Below are 14769 nucleotides of genomic sequence, written 5' to 3'. Positions count from 1 at the left end.
GGCATCGGTCGGCATTGTCTCGGTTCTCGCCGTGCCGCAGTGCGGGCAGGTGATTGTCGACTCCAGGATCATCGGGTCCTCACACGTACGCATAACTCAGCCCCCGCCCCCCTGCCGCCCCCCACCACGGGCGAGGCGCTGCGGCTGGAGGGTGTCACCGCCGGGCACGAGGGCGCCGCCCGCCCGGCGCTGCGCGGCATCAGCCTGCGCGTGGCGCGGGGTGAGCGCGTGGCGGTCATCGGCGCCAGCGGCGCGGGCAAATCCAGCCTGCTGGCGCTGGTGGCCGGCGAGCTGCCCGCCTGGGAAGGCCATGTCGCCGCCCTGCCCGCCACCCTGCTGACCCAGCGGACGGAACTGTTCCAGGACACGCTGCGCGGCAACCTGCTGCTGGCCGACCCCACGGCCGACGACGCCCGCCTCTGGCGCGCGCTGGCCGATGCGGGCCTCGCCGCGCATGTCGCCACCCTGCCCGAAGGGCTGGAGGCGCGCCTCGGCGAAGGCGGCGCCGGGCTTTCCGGCGGCCAGTCCCGCCGCCTGGCGCTGGCCCGGCTGCTGCTGCGCGGCGCCCCCCTCTGGCTGCTCGACGAGCCGACCGAGGGGATGGACGGCGCCCTCGCCGCTGATGTGCTGGCCCGCCTCGCCGCCCGCGCGGTGGGCGCGAGCCTGCTGATCTGTACCCATCTGCGCCGCGAGGCCGCGCTGGCCGACCGGCTGCTGCTGCTGGAGGAAGGCCGCCTCGTGGGTGAGCACCGGCGGGGCGAGGCGGGCTTCGCCGCCGCCCTCGCCGCGCTGCGCCCCGGCTGAGGCGCCGCCCTTCCGCCAGGGTCTCCGGCCGACGCGCTCCGGCGCCGGCCGCAACATCGAGAGGACGCCGGCTGCACCCCGGCGGGATCGGATGGAACTCGACGTCGTCGCGTTGTCACGGCTGCAATTCGCCCTGACCGCGCTCTACCACTTCCTCTTCGTGCCGCTGACCATCGGCCTGTCGATCCTGCTGGCCATCATGGAGACGGTCTATGTCATGACCGGCCGCGCCGTGTGGCGGGAGATGACGCGCTTCTGGGGCACGCTGTTCGGCATCAACTTCGTGCTCGGCGTGGCCACCGGGCTGACCATGGAATTCCAGTTCGGCATGAACTGGAGCTACTACAGCCACTATGTCGGCGACATCTTCGGCGCGCCGCTCGCCATCGAGGGGCTGATGGCCTTCTTCCTGGAGGCCACCTTCGTCGGGCTGTTCTTCTTCGGCTGGGACAGGCTCTCGAAGCTCGGCCACCTCGCGGCCACCTGGGCCGTGGCGCTCGGCTCCAACCTCTCGGCGCTCTGGATCCTGATCGCCAATGGCTGGATGCAGAATCCCGTCGGCGCCGCCTTCAACCCGCAGACCATGCGGATGGAGGTGGCCGACTTCTGGGCCGTGCTGTTCAACCCCGTGGCGCAGGCGAAGTTCGTGCACACCGTCTCGGCCGGCTATGTCACGGCGGCCCTCTTCGTGCTCGGCGTCTCCGCCTGGTACCTGCTGAAGGGGCGGCACGTGGCGCTGGCGCGGCGCTCGATGACGGTGGCCGCCTCCTTCGGCCTCGCCGCCTCGCTCTCCGTCGTCGTGCTGGGCGACGAGAGCGGGTATCTGGCCACCGAGCACCAGCAGATGAAGCTCGCCGCCATCGAGGCGATGTGGGAGACGGAGCCGGCGCCCGCCGCCTTCACCGCCTTCGGCTTCCCCGACCAGGAGGCGCGCGAGACGCACTACGCCATCCACATCCCCGGCCTGATGGGGCTGATCGCCACCCGCTCGCTGAACACCGAGGTGCCGGGCATCAAGGCGCTGGTGGCGCGGGCGGAGGAGCGGGTGCGCCAGGGCATCCTGGCCTATGACGCGCTCCAGCAGATCCGCGCCCTGCCGCGCGGCGCGGCGGTGCCGGCGGCGTTGCAGCAGGCCTTCGAGGCGCATGGCCGCCAGCTCGGCTACGCCTACCTGCTGCGCCGCTACCTCGACGACCCCCGCGAGGCGACGCCGGAGCAGATCAGCCGCGCGGCCTGGGACACGGTGCCGCAGGTGGCGCCGCTGTTCTGGTCGTTCCGGATCATGGTCGGGCTCGGGATGTTCTTCATCCTGCTCACCGCCACCTTCTTCTATCTCTCCGCCCGGCACCGGCTGGACCGGCACCGCTGGCTGCTGTGGGTGGCGGTGTGCAGCATCCCGCTGCCCTGGGTCGCCGCCGAGCTGGGCTGGATCGTCGCCGAATACGGCCGCCAGCCCTGGATCATCGAGGGCGTGCTGCCCACCGCCATGGCGGTCTCGCATCTCGGCGTCACCGAGGTGCTGCTGACCATCGCCGGCTTCACCCTGATCTACAGCGTGCTGGCGGTGGTCGAGATGGGGCTGATGCTGAAGGCCATCCGCAAGGGACCGGCATCCCCGGCTCCCGCGCATCCCGCAGCTCCCGCGGCGCCGCTGCGCGCCCTGCCGGCGGAGTGACGTGCCATGATCCTGCATGAACTGCTCGACTACCCCACCCTGCGGCTGATCTGGTGGGCGCTGCTCGGCGTGCTGCTGATCGGCTTCGCCGTGGCCGACGGCTTCGACCTCGGCGTCGGCGCGCTGCTGCCCTTCGTCGGCCGCACCGACATGGAGCGGCGCGTCGCCATCAACAGCATCGCTCCCACCTGGGAGGGCAACCAGGTGTGGCTGATCCTCGGCGGCGGCGCCATCTTCGCCGCCTGGCCGCCGCTCTACGCGGTGTCCTTCTCGGGCTTCTACCTCGCCATGTTCGTGGTGCTGGCGGCGCTGATCCTGCGCCCCGTCGGCTTCAAGTACCGCGGCAAGCGCGACGACCCGCGCTGGCGCGCGGCTTGGGACTGGGCGCTGTTCACCGGCGGCTTCGTCCCCGCGTTGATCTTCGGCGTGGCGGTGGGCAACGTGCTGCAGGGCGTGCCCTTCCGCCTCACCGAGGAATACGGCATCCGCTACGAGGGCAGCTTCTTCGGCCTGCTCAACCCCTTCGCCCTGCTCTGCGGCGCGCTCTCGCTCTGCATGATGGTGATGCATGGCGGCGCCTGGCTCTCGCTGAAGGCCAGCGGCCCGGTCGCCGAGCGCGGCCGGCGCTACGGCGGCGTGGCGGCGCTGGCGGCGATCGGCCTGTTCGCGCTCGGCGGCGTGTGGGTGGCGCTGATGGCGGGCTACCGCATCACCAGCCCGGTCGACCCCGCCGGCCCCTCCGCGCCGCTGCTGAAGGAGGTGGCGCGGGAAGGGGCGGCTTGGCTCGCCAACTACGCCGCCCACCCATGGATGCTGCTGGCCCCCGCCTGCGGCTTCCTGGGGCTGCTGGGCGCCCTGCTCGGCCTGCGGGCGGGGCGGGAGGTGAGCACCCTGCTGTGCAGCAAGCTCGCCAATTTCGGCATCATCAGCACGGTGGGGCTGTCGCTCTTCCCCTTCCTGCTGCCTTCCTCGCTCGACCCCCGCTCCAGCCTGACGGTGTGGGACAGCTCCTCCTCGCACCTGACGCTGTTCATCATGCTCGTCGCCACTGTGCTCTTCCTGCCGCTCATCCTCGCCTACACCGCCTGGGTCTACCGGGTGCTGTGGGGCAAGGTGGACGAGCACAGCGTGCGCGGCAGCGCCGACAGCTACTGACCGGAAAGGAAACCGCCCGATGTGGTACTTCGCTTGGCTGCTGGGCCTCCCCCTCGCCGCCGCCTTCGCCGTGCTGAACGCCATGTGGTTCGAGCTGATGGAGGAAGGGCGCGGCGCGCCGGAGACATGAGCGGGCGGGAGGCCATGCCGGCGCAGGCCGAGGCCCTCCAGCTGCAGGCCAGCGCCACCCAGGCGGCGGCGCTGCTGCGGCAACTGGCCAGCGAGCCGCGCCTGCTGCTGCTCTGCCACCTGACGGAGGCGGGCGAGATGACGGTGGGAGCGCTCACGGCACGCCTCGGCCTGTCGCAGCCGGGTGTCTCGCAGCATCTGGCCCGGCTGCGCGAGGATGGGCTGGTCGTGGCGCGGCGGGAAGGCACCACGCTCCACTACCGCGTGGCCGACCCGCGCGTGGCCCGGCTTCTCGCCCTGCTGCGGGACATGTTCTGCACCCCGCGATAACGGCTTCCGAAGCCGCTCCGGCGTCGTCCGGGCACGGAAAGGACTCTTTGTGCCTCTTTAACCAATTGGAGCGGGCACTTGCCTACCCCTGCCTCCTGCACAGCAGGCAGGAGGCAGGTGGTGGCACGGTCCTTCAACGATCCCGGATACGCCGCGCAGTGGGAGCTTCAGGACGGCACGGGCATCAACGCCACACCGCTCTATGCGCAGTACACCGGCGCCGGCATCCGCATCGGCATCGTCGATGCCGGCGTCAACTACGCGCTGCGCGATCTGGGCGGCCAGATGGACGTGGCGGCGGATTACGACGCCCTGGAGGGCGATGACGACGCCAGCACCACCTCCGGCGACCAGCATGGCACCACGGTCGCGCTCATCATCGGCGCGCGGGCCAACAACGGCATCGGCGATATCGGCGCCGCCTTCGGTGCAAGGCTGGTCGCCTACCGCTTCGACACGCGGGATGCGCGCACCGTGGCGCAGGAGACGGCGCTGCTGGCCCTGCAGCATCAGGTCGATATCTCGCAGAACTCCTGGAGCCGCTCGGGCGAGTACTTCCGCGACGATTTCGGCAGCGCGGAGTATGCCGGGGCCGCCGCCGCCATCCTGCACGCGGCGTCGGCGGGGCGTGGCGGCCTCGGCACCGTCATCGTGCGCTCCGCCGGCAACAACGGCGCCACGGGCGACGACGTCAACAGCCACAGCTACCTTAACAACCGCCACAGCATCGCCGTCGGCGCCACGGATTCCACCGGCGCGGTGCAGCCCTTCTCCAACCCCGGCGCGGCGTTGCTGGTGGTGGCCCCGGCCAGCGCCACCTCCTGGGCGGCGCCGCTGGTCTCGGCCACCGTGGCGCTGATGCTGGAGGCCAACCCCGCCCTCGGCTACCGCGACGTGCAGACCATCCTCGCCCTCAGCGCCAGGGTGACGGACGCCGCCGGCGCCGGCTGGCTGGTCAATGCCGGCACCGGCTGGAATGGCGGCGGCCTGCATGTCTCGCGCGGGGCCGGCTTCGGGCTGGTGGATGCGCAGGCCGCGGTGCGGCTGGCCGAAAGCTGGCGCACCGCCCCGGCCACCGAGGCCAGTCTCCACACCGCCAGCGCCACCTCCGGGGGGGTGCTGGACCTGCCCGATCTTGGCACCGCCAGCCAGGGTGTGACGATCGAGGATGATCTGCTGGTCGAGCGGGCGGAGATCTCCGTGGACCTCCTCCACGCCAGGCCCGGCCAGCTCCGGATCACCCTGGTCTCCCCGGGCGGCACGGAGAGCGTGCTGCTCGATCAGCTCGGCCTCGGCCGCTACAAGGAGGTGGATGGCCATCTGGTCTTCACCTTCAGCAGCGTGCAGTTCCTCTGGGAGCAGGCGCGGGGCGAATGGACGCTGCGGGTGGAGGACCTCGCCGCCGGGACGGGCGGCCGGCTGGCGAGTTGGTCGCTGACGCTCTACGGCGCGCCCGCCAGCGACGACACGGTGCATGTCTTCACCGATGAGTATGCCGCGCAGGTGGCCGCCGATCCGGGCCGGACGCTCCTGCAGGATGACGCCGGCACCGATACGCTGAACGCCGCCGCCGTCACCACCGCCTCGCTGATCGATCTCTCGCCGGGCGGGGCCAGCCGCATCGCCGGGCAGGTGCTGGTGCTGGCGCCCGGCACGCGCATTGAGAACGCCGATGGCGGCGATGGCGGCGACACGCTGATCGGCAATGCCGCCGCCAACCGCCTCGACGGCCACCGCGGCAATGACACGCTGCGCGGCATGGCGGGCGACGACACGCTGATCGGCGGCGAGGGCGAGGACCGCCTCGATGGCGGCAGCGGCAACGACCTGATGGCGGGCGGCGCCGGCAACGACACCTACATCGTCGATTCCACGGGCGACCGTATCGAGGAGCGCACCGGGGAAGGGCTCGACACGGTGGAAGCCAGCGTCAGCCACGTGCTGTCGGCGGGCGTGGAATGGCTGCGCCTGATGGGCGCCGAGCGGCTGAACGGCACCGGCAATGCCGGCGAGAACGTGCTGATCGGGAACGAGGCGAACAATGTGCTGGATGGCGGGGCCGGCGACGACTGGCTGCTGGGCCGCGGCGGCGACGACACGCTGATCGGCGGCGCGGGGAATGACCGGCTGGATGGAGGCGCGGGGCGCAACCGCCTGGCCGGCGGCCCGGGCGACGATCTCTACCTGATCGCCGCCGCCGGCAACGAAGTGGTGGAGAAGGCCGGCGAGGGCACGGACACGGTGCAGAGCTGGGCCAGCTTCGTGCTGCCGGCGCATGTCGAGCATCTCCAGCTGATGGGCAATGCGAAGATCCACGGCACCGGCAACAGCCTGGCCAACACCATTGCCGGCAATGCCCAGAACAACATCATCATCGCCGGCGCGGGCGACGACACCGTGCACGGCATGGCGGGTCACGACACCCTCGATGGCGGCGCCGGTGCGGACCGGCTGGAAGGCGGCATGGGCGACGACATCTACATCGTCGACGACAACGGCGACCTGGTGGTGGAAAGGCCGGGGGAAGGCCTCGATGCGGTGCGGAGCTGGATCAGCCACATCCTGGCGGCGAATGTCGAGCAGCTCCGCCTGATGGGCGAGCAGGCGCTCGATGGCGCGGGCAATGCCGGCAACAACATCCTCTATGGCAATGCGGCCGGCAACATCCTCTCCGGCGAGGATGGCGACGACATCCTCTATGGCGAGGGCGGGAACGACACGCTGTTCGGCGGCGCCGGCAACGACCAGTTCCATGGCGGCGCCGGAACCAATCAGATGATCGGCGGGCTTGGCGACGACATCTTCCACGTCGCGCACTCCAAGGATTCCGTGATGGAGAACGCCGGCGAAGGCTGGGACACGGTGCAGAGCTGGATCAGCCACACCTTGCCCGAGGCGGTGGAGGCGCTGGTGCTGCGCGGCAGCCAGCCCCTGCGCGGCACCGGCAACGCGCTGGACAACCTCATCCTCGGCAATGCCCAGGCCAACCGGCTGTCCGGCGGGGGCGGCAACGACACGCTCGACGGGGGGCATGGGCCGGACATCCTGACAGGCGGCAGCGGCGCGGACCGCTTCATCCTCCAGGCCGGCCAGGGCACGGACCACATCACCGATTTCCGCCCCGCCGAAGGCGATGTGGTGGTGCTGCAGGGCTTCCCGCCGGCGGCGGCGGACGGCTGGCCGGCGGGCTACTGGCTGCAGCAGGCCGGCGCGGACGTGCTGCTGCAAGACGCCAGCGGCACCGCGCTGGTGCTGGACGGCATCCAGCTCTCCGCCCTCTCGGCGCAGGATTTCCTGCTGGGCTGAAGCGGCCGTGGGTCAGGCGGCGATGCGGGGCTCCCGCAGCTTGGTCGACCAGGCGAACTGGTCGTCCGAGCCCTTCTCGTCGAAGCCGGAGGCGAAGCAGCCACGGCGCAGCACGAACTCCGCCGCCCCGTCCCGCAATTCCAGAGGGATCTCCACCCGCTCCTCCGCGGGCCCGGCGGTGAGCAGGCATGGATAGCCCGCCGCCTCCCCGCCGAACACCTCCAGCGCGCGCCAGCCCGTGGCGTTGTGGAGCTGCGGCGCCTCGGCGCGGAAGGACAGGGTGCAGGCGCCGTCCGGGCCGGGCACGGTCCGCCGCAGGCTGCCCAGCACCAGCGGGCCCAGCACGGTGGTGCCGCCGATCTGCCGTGCCTCGGAACTCCGGAAGCTCAGCTCCCAGCCTTCCTCCACGGGCACGGCAACGCTGCGCCCGGGAAGATGGCGCGCCTGCCGGGCCACGGCTTCCACCGCGCTGCCCTGCGGCGCACCGAGGCCGAGGCGCAGCAGGGACAGCAGCGACAGATGCGGCGAGGCCTCCCCCACCGCCCAGCGCGCCAGGTTGAGGCAGTGGTCGGCCTCGACCATCTCGCCGCGGTAGAGATGCGCCCGCGCGCGGAGCATCTGCACCGCATGGCAGGCGCCATAGGCCGGGTAGGCCCCGGCCACGGCCGCCAGCTCCTCCAGCGGCGCGGCAGCGGCCAGCCGGTCCATGAACAGCGACATGCGGCGCTGGCGCTGCAGCGTGGCGCCGATGTTGTGCTCACCCCCCGGGCAGACGAACAGGCCGGGAAAACCGACCGCCTGGAACCGCTGGAGGTTGAGGATGTCGATCGGTTCCGCATCGCCGAACAGGATGAGGTGCTCGTTCTCGCCGGGCGTGTCGAGGTCGGTCGGCGCATGGAGGGCGTTGGCATCCAGCCAGCGCTTGTGGCGCACCACGTTGCGCCCGTGCCGGGCGGTGTCCAGCGAGAAGGGCGGCGACATGGCCAGGATGCGCGCGCCCGGGAACAGCCGGCCCAGGCTCAGCGCGCCATAGGCCCCCATGCTGATGCCGAGGAAGGTGACGGTCGCATAGCCGCCCCCGTTGACGATGCCGCGGCAGGCCTCGATCAGCGCGTCCCGCCCGGCGGGATTGTGGAACCAGCTGCGGCTCTGGTCCCGCAGCAGCAGGCTGTCCGCCTGCGGGCGGTTGGTCAGCGTGCGGTAGAAATCGTAGGATTTCAGGCGTTCCCGTACGTCGCCGACGCCCGTCAGGGCAACCACGAGATGGGTGGCCGAAGCGGAAGCGAAGTATTCGCCCTCATAATCCCCGAAAGACAGCAGACGGGGCAGGGAAGAACGGGAAGCGGGCAGTGCCATGCGTGGGCATTGCAATGGAATAACGGCAAAAATCAAGTCGCGAAGCTGTGCCCCGTCAACCGCGCGGCGGATTTTTCCCTCACCATGGCAAAGCCAGGGTTGCGATGCGCTCGGCGGCGGCACGCAGGGCGGGTAGCATCTCCCGCCGCATCTGGGCCAGCGAGACCCGCGCCGCCGAGGCGCCGATGTTGAGCGCCGCGACCGTGCGCCCCGCGGGGTCCGGCACCGGCACGGCGATGGAGCGACTGCCCAGCTCGGTCTCGCCATCGATGATGGCATGGCGCTGCCGCCGCGCCTCCTGGATGCGCTGCCGGAACAGGGCGGGGTCCACCACCGTGCGCTCGGTCCAGGGGGCCAGCGGGTAGCGCGCCATCCAGGCTTCCAGCGCCTCCGGCTCCAGCCCGCCCAGCAGCACCCGGCCCAGCGCCGTGCAATGCGCCGGCAATCGCGTGCCGATATCGATTCGCGAGGAGAAGACGCGCCGCGCCTCGACCCGCGCCACATAGACCACCTCCGCCCCGTCCAGCACCGCCAGCGAGCAGCTTTCGTTGAAGTGGTCGCTGATGGCCTGCAGGTGCGGCCGCGCCGCCTCGCTGCGGCCGAAGGAGGCGAGGTAGCCATGGCTGAAGCGCAGCACCTTCGGCGTCAGCCAGAACAGCTTGCCGTCGCTGGCCAGGAAATCCAGCTCCGCCAGGGTCAGCAGGAAGCGCCGCGCCGTGCCGCGGCTGAGGCCGGTGAGCGCGGCCACCTGGGTCAGCGTCATCCGCTCCCGCCCCGGCCCGAAGGCGCAGAGCACGGCTAGGCCCCGCTCCAGCGACAGCACGAACTCGAGCCCGCGCGCTCCCCCGCCCCCCGCCGTCTCGCCGGCGTCCTGCCCGCCGCTGTCCTGCCCTGTCTCCGCGAGGTCGGGATCCGTTCGCACGCCCTGCCTTTCCGCCACGCGCCGCCCTGTCATGCGCGACAAGGAGCGCCGCCGGATTAACGCCGCCTCATGCGGCGGGGCAAGAGCGAATGCTTGTTGCGCCGCAAAGGAACTTCACTCTTGACAGGCCTTGCGCGAGGGTCCGAGGTTGCGGTCGGAAACGGACACTTGTCCGTCTGCCGGACATTTGTCCGCAGATGGACCATGCGGCGAACAGGCCGCGCGACAAGGAAACAGCGTCCCGCGCACCAAGCGCGGGCGGGGGAGGAAGGTGCGCCATGCGCGGAACCGCAGCGGAAGGAGGCATGGCCGCGTCCGGACGGGATGGCTCCTGCGCCCGCCCCGCCAGGCCCTCTTCGCCCGGCAGACAGCCAGAACACGTCCAGGAGGAGAAGCAGATCATGAACAAGCATGTCCTGAGCCGCCGTGGCTTCGTCGCGGCCGGCGCCGCGGTGCTGGCGGCGCCACGGCTCGCCAGCGCCCAGTCCGCGCCGCATGTGGTGGGCACGCTCTTCCCCATGTCGGGGCCGAACGCCGAGTATGGCGGCCTGTTCACCAAGGGGATCGAGCTGGCGCTGGAGCATATCCGCGCCGACAACATGCTGAAGCGGCCCATCACCATGGCGGTGCAGGACAGCCTGGCCACGCCGCAGGGCGGCGCGGTGGGCATGACCAAGCTGGCCAATGTGGACAAGGCCGTGTGGGTGATGATCGGCTTCACCGGCGTCTCCAAGGCGGCGGCGCCGATCGGCACGCGGGCCAAGGTGATGATGGTCAATGGCGGCGGCGTCGGCCCCGACCTCGCCGGCCTCTCGCCCTACTACTGGAACGTCATCCCGCTGGTGAACCAGGAGGTGCGCGCCCTGCTGCCCTGGCTGCAGAAGGAGAAGCTGAAGCGCATCGCCCTGATCTATGTGGACGACCCGCTGGGCAACAGCGTGGTGCAGGAGCTGCGCAAGGGCCTGGCCGAGACGGGCGGCGAGCTGGTGGGGGCGCACAGCATCCCGCCCGCCACGCAGCAATTCGCCGCCATCGCCGCGCGGGTGCGGGATTCGAAGCCGGACGCGGTGTACTTCGCCAGCTATGGCGCGCAGCAGTCGCAGATCATCAAGCAGCTGCGCGACAACGGCATCACCCAGCAGATCATCACCTATTCCGCCGGCACCATCCCCTCCGTCGTGGGGCTGCCGGAGAGCGAGGGGCTGATCGTCACCAGCCAGGTCTCCGACTGGGACCAGGGCGACCCGGTGACGCAGCGCTTCGTCAAGGACTGGCGCGCCAAGCACAATGGCGACCCGACCAGCTACAACCAGAACTACTACAACGCCATGCGCCTCTTCGCGCTGCTGGCGCAGGGGCTTGAGAAGGCCGGCACCGAGGTGACGGGCGAGAGCCTGCTGGCCGAGCTGCAGCGCGTGCGGCGCTTCGCGCTGGTCGGCGGCGAGGGCGTGCTGGAGGATGGCGGCACCATGGCCATGCCGCTGCAGATCGGCCAGATCCGCGGCGGCCGGTTGCAGAAGATCGCCTGATTCAATGCTGTTTCTCCAGCTTTTCATCAGCGGGCTGCAGACGGGGGCCATCTACGCGCTCACCGCTGCGGGCTTTGCGCTGATCTTCGGCGCCACGCGGGTCTTCCACGTGGCGCATGGCGCCACCTTCGCGCTGGCGGGCTACGCCTACCTCGCCTGCACCGATGCCGGCCTGCCCTGGCCGGTCGGCATCCTGGCCGCGCTGGCCCTTGCCGTGGCCTTCGGCCTGGCGATGGATGCCTTCGTCTACCGGCCCATCCAGCGGCATGAGGGCTCCTTCTTCACCGTGTTCGTCGCCGCCTTCGGCATGAGCATCGTGGTGCAGAGCGTCATCGAGCTGGGCTTCGGGCGCGGCTTCGTCAGCGTCAGCTCGGAGCTGACGATGGCGCGGCAGGTGGCGCCCGGCATCTATCTCGCCGACATCTTCTGGGTGGCGGCGGGCGTCGCCATCGCGCTGTTCGTGCTGGTCACGCTGTTCCTGGAGCGGACGCGGGCCGGCATCGGCCTGCGCGCGCTCTCGGAGAACCCGGAGCTGCTGCGCGCTTATGGCCTCTCCTCCCGCCGCCTCTCCATGCTCGCCTTCGGGCTGGGCTCGGCGCTGGCGGTGCCGGGGGCGATCCTCACCACCATGACCTCCGGCCTGCAGCCGGCCATCTCGCACCAGGTGATGCTGATCAGCCTCGCCGCCGCCGTGGTGGGCGGCATCGGCAGCCTGCGCGGCGCGGCGCTGGCCGGGCTGCTGCTGGGCGTGGTGGAGAACCTCGTCATCGGCGTGCTGGACACGCAGTGGAGCGCGGCGGCCGGCTTCGTCGTGCTGTTCGCCTTCATCCTCTTCAAGCCCAGCGGCCTGTTCGGCCAGGCGGTGACCCGATGACCGCCTATCTCCTCAACCTCGCCACCCTGGCCACCATCTTCGGCATCCTGGCCGCCAGCCTGAACCTGCTGATCGGCTATGCCGGCATCTTCAGCGTGGCGCACGCGGTCTTCTTCGGCCTCGGCGCCTATGCCGGCGCGCAGGTGGCCATGCTGGTGGTGCCGGACGTGCTGCTGGCCTGCCTCGCGGGCGGGGCGCTGGCGGCGCTGCTCTCGCTCGGCCTCGCCCTGCCGGCGCTGCGCGTAAGGGGCGAGTATTTCGTCGCCGCCAGCCTCGGCCTGCAGATGATGGCGGTGACGGTGTTCTCCGAGGCGCACGGCTTCACCGGCGGGCATGGCGGGCTGGTCGGCATCCCGCTGCCCACCCTGCTCGGCTTCGATGTCTCGGCGCAGGGCACCTTCCTCACCCTCTGCCTCATCATCCTCGGGCTGATCCTGCTCGCCATCCGCCTGCTGATGCGCGGCAGCTTCGGCCGCGCGCTGATGGCGATCCGCGACAGCGAGAGCGCGGCGGAGGCCTTCGGCAAGGATGTGCGGCAGCTCAAGACGCTGGTGGTGGTGCTGGGCTGCGCCTTGGCCGGCGTCGGCGGCGCGCTGTTCTCCTTCTACATGATGTTCGTCAACGTCGAGAGCTTCACGCTGGAGCAGTCGATCCTGATCATGGCCATGGTCATCATCGGCGGCACGGCGACGCTGGCGGGGCCGCTGGTCGGCGTGCTGCTGCTGCTGCTGCTGCCCGCCGCCCTCTCCTTCCTGCCCTTCATCCCGCCGACGCAGATCGGCGCGGTGCAACAGTTCATCTACGGTCTGGCCATGGCATTGCTGATGATCTTCCGGCCCGCGGGCATCGCCGGCCAGTCGGCGGGGCGCCGATGAGCGCGCCGCTGCTCTCCGTCCGCGGGCTGGACAAGAAGTTCGGCGGGCTGGCCGCGGTGCAGAAGGTCGACATGGACCTGCGCCCCGGCGTGCTCACCGCGCTGGTCGGGCCGAATGGCGCGGGCAAGACCACGCTGTTCAACCTCATCACCGGCAACATCGAGGCCGATTCCGGCGAGGTGCTGCTCGACGGCGCCTCGATCCGTGGCCGCTCGCCGCACCACATCGCCCGCATGGGCGTGGCGCGCAGCTTCCAGGACCTGCGGCTGTTCGGCCGCATGACGGTACGGGAGAACGTGCTCGCCGCCATCGAGCACACCGCCTGGCTGTGGCAGCCGGGCGGGCGCTCCGCCCGCCGCGCGCGGGAGGCGGCGGTGGACCAGGCGCTGGAGCGCACCGGCCTCACCGCCCAGGCCGGGGCGCGGGCCATGGACCTCGCCTATGCCGAGCGGAAGTTCCTCTCGGTGGCCCGCATCCTGGCGACGGGCTCGCGCATCTGGCTGCTCGACGAGCCGGCCTCGGGGCTCGACGTGAACTCGCGCGCCCGCTTCGTCTCGCTGGTGCGGCAGGCGGCGGCGGAGGGCGTCACCATCTGCCTGATCGAGCACAACCTCGACATCGTCACGGAGCTCGCGGACCGCATCGCCTTCCTCGACCGTGGCGCCAAGCTGGCCGAGGGCGAGCCGCAGGAGATCCTGCGCGATCCGGAGCTGATCGGCATCTATTTCGGGGAGCGCCGCACATGAGCGCCTCACTCCAGCCCCAGGCGGCGCCGCCGGCGCTCGCCGTGCGCGGCCTCGGCGCCGGCTATGGCGGGCGCGAGGTGCTCTCGGGTCTCGACCTCGAGGTGCCGCAGGGCGAGGTGCTCTGCCTCGTCGGCCACAACGGCGCCGGCAAGTCCACGCTGATGAAGCTGCTGTTCGGCCTGCTCACGCCGAACAGCGGCAGCATCCACCTGCGCGGGCAGGCCATCGTGCCGCGCCCGGACCAGATGGCACGCGAGGGCGTGGCCTTCGTGCCCGAGGGGCGCGGCGTCTTTCCCGGCCTCGCGGTGCGGGAGAATTTCGAGCTGGCGCTGTGGTCCGCCCGGCTCGACGCCGCCGAGGGCGCCCGCCGCACGGAGGAGGTGCTGGAGGTGCTGCCGCGCATCCGCGAGTTCTGGACGCGGCGCGCCGGCACCCTCTCGGGCGGGCAGCAGCAGATGGTCTCGATCGGCCGCGCGCTGCTCTCCCGCCCTTCCATCCTGCTGCTGGACGAGCCCTCCATCGGCCTGGCGCCCAAGACCTTCCAGGACCTGATGACGCCGATCCGCGCGCTGCAACAGCGCAGCGGCATGACGATCCTGCTGGTCGAGCAGAATGTGGGCGAGGCCTTCGCAGTCTCCGACCGCGTGGCGGTGATGAAGTCCGGCCGCATCATCTTCCGCGGCGTGCCCGCCGACCTGTCCGACCATGCCCGCCTGATGGAAATGTTCTGAGGAGAAGACCCCATGCTGTTCCATGTCCAGATGGAAGTGCGCCTGCCGCACGACATGCCCGCCGCGCAGGCGGATGACATCAAGGCGCGCGAGAAGGCCGTGGCGCAGGACCTCCAGCGCCAGGGCAAGTGGCCGCATCTGTGGCGCGTGGCCGGCCGCTACGCCAACATCTCGATCATCGACGTGCCGGACGCCGATGCGCTGCACGCGCTGCTGAGCAGCCTGCCCTTGTTTCCCTACATGGACATCCAGGTGACGCCGCTGGCCCGCCACCCCTCCGCGATCTGAAACTTGCAGAAAGAAGATGGGGGCGCGGGGGAATTCCTTCCCCCGCACT

General features: G+C 71.0%; 14 protein-coding genes. 12 read left to right on the top strand and 2 right to left on the bottom strand.

The window, feature by feature from the left end:
- From ACFOY6_RS04000 to ACFOY6_RS03975, 6 genes are all read left to right on the top strand, one after another.
- Positions 1-804: ATP-binding cassette domain-containing protein (locus ACFOY6_RS04000; protein WP_379649078.1), on the top strand; the 804-nt coding region annotated here is incomplete at its 5' end.
- A 91-nt stretch (positions 805-895) separates the two neighbouring features.
- Positions 896-2479, top strand: a complete 1584-nt coding sequence (locus ACFOY6_RS03995; RefSeq protein ID WP_379640818.1) for a cytochrome ubiquinol oxidase subunit I — start codon at positions 896-898, stop codon at positions 2477-2479.
- A gap of 6 nt (positions 2480-2485) precedes the next feature.
- The gene (cydB, locus tag ACFOY6_RS03990) at positions 2486-3634 is read left to right on the top strand and encodes a cytochrome d ubiquinol oxidase subunit II (protein ID WP_379649076.1); all 1149 of its coding nucleotides are present in this window, start codon (positions 2486-2488) and stop codon (positions 3632-3634) included.
- A 19-nt stretch (positions 3635-3653) separates the two neighbouring features.
- Positions 3654-3764: a cytochrome bd-I oxidase subunit CydX gene (cydX, locus tag ACFOY6_RS03985; RefSeq protein WP_109517328.1), complete on the top strand. Its 111-nt coding sequence runs from the start codon at positions 3654-3656 to the stop codon at positions 3762-3764.
- Positions 3761-4093: an ArsR/SmtB family transcription factor gene (locus ACFOY6_RS03980; protein WP_245906379.1), complete on the top strand. Its 333-nt coding sequence runs from the start codon at positions 3761-3763 to the stop codon at positions 4091-4093. Before cydX ends, ACFOY6_RS03980 begins: the two co-directional genes overlap by 4 nt.
- A gap of 120 nt (positions 4094-4213) precedes the next feature.
- Positions 4214-7399, top strand: coding sequence for a S8 family serine peptidase (locus tag ACFOY6_RS03975; RefSeq protein ID WP_379649074.1), 3186 nt, complete (start codon positions 4214-4216; stop codon positions 7397-7399).
- 12 nt (positions 7400-7411) lie between these two features.
- Here the strand turns inward: ACFOY6_RS03975 and ACFOY6_RS03970 are convergent, their stop codons facing one another.
- Together ACFOY6_RS03970 and ACFOY6_RS03965 are read right to left on the bottom strand one after the other, a co-directional pair.
- Positions 7412-8659 (bottom strand): hypothetical protein, encoded by a 1248-nt coding sequence (locus ACFOY6_RS03970; protein ID WP_379649072.1) that lies wholly within the window; start codon positions 8657-8659, stop codon positions 7412-7414.
- 175 nt (positions 8660-8834) lie between these two features.
- Positions 8835-9677 (bottom strand): IclR family transcriptional regulator domain-containing protein, encoded by an 843-nt coding sequence (locus ACFOY6_RS03965; RefSeq protein WP_245906377.1) that lies wholly within the window; start codon positions 9675-9677, stop codon positions 8835-8837.
- Between the two features lie 401 nt (positions 9678-10078).
- Here ACFOY6_RS03965 and ACFOY6_RS03960 point away from each other — a divergent pair, with 401 nt between their 5' ends.
- The 6 genes from ACFOY6_RS03960 to catC are packed head-to-tail and all read left to right on the top strand — an operon-like array spanning position 10079 to position 14720.
- Positions 10079-11206, top strand: a complete 1128-nt coding sequence (locus ACFOY6_RS03960; protein ID WP_379649070.1) for an ABC transporter substrate-binding protein — start codon at positions 10079-10081, stop codon at positions 11204-11206.
- A 4-nt stretch (positions 11207-11210) separates the two neighbouring features.
- The gene (locus ACFOY6_RS03955) at positions 11211-12080 is read left to right on the top strand and encodes a branched-chain amino acid ABC transporter permease (RefSeq protein WP_109517323.1); all 870 of its coding nucleotides are present in this window, start codon (positions 11211-11213) and stop codon (positions 12078-12080) included.
- Positions 12077-12955 (top strand): branched-chain amino acid ABC transporter permease, encoded by an 879-nt coding sequence (locus ACFOY6_RS03950; protein WP_379640811.1) that lies wholly within the window; start codon positions 12077-12079, stop codon positions 12953-12955. Before ACFOY6_RS03955 ends, ACFOY6_RS03950 begins: the two co-directional genes overlap by 4 nt.
- Positions 12952-13701: an ABC transporter ATP-binding protein gene (locus ACFOY6_RS03945; protein WP_109517321.1), complete on the top strand. Its 750-nt coding sequence runs from the start codon at positions 12952-12954 to the stop codon at positions 13699-13701. The genes ACFOY6_RS03950 and ACFOY6_RS03945 overlap by 4 nt, the downstream gene beginning before the upstream one ends.
- Positions 13698-14432, top strand: coding sequence for an ABC transporter ATP-binding protein (locus ACFOY6_RS03940; RefSeq protein WP_379640809.1), 735 nt, complete (start codon positions 13698-13700; stop codon positions 14430-14432). The genes ACFOY6_RS03945 and ACFOY6_RS03940 overlap by 4 nt, the downstream gene beginning before the upstream one ends.
- A gap of 12 nt (positions 14433-14444) precedes the next feature.
- Complete coding sequence (gene catC / locus ACFOY6_RS03935; RefSeq protein WP_109517319.1) at positions 14445-14720, top strand: muconolactone Delta-isomerase; 276 nt, start codon at positions 14445-14447, stop codon at positions 14718-14720.
- Positions 14721-14769: the final 49 nt, after the last annotated feature.

Source organism: Teichococcus aestuarii (assembly GCF_042651065.1).
GTDB lineage: Bacteria > Pseudomonadota > Alphaproteobacteria > Acetobacterales > Acetobacteraceae > Pseudoroseomonas > Pseudoroseomonas aestuarii.
Note: the sequence above shows the minus strand (reverse complement) of the source record. Positions and strands in the feature narration are given on the sequence as shown.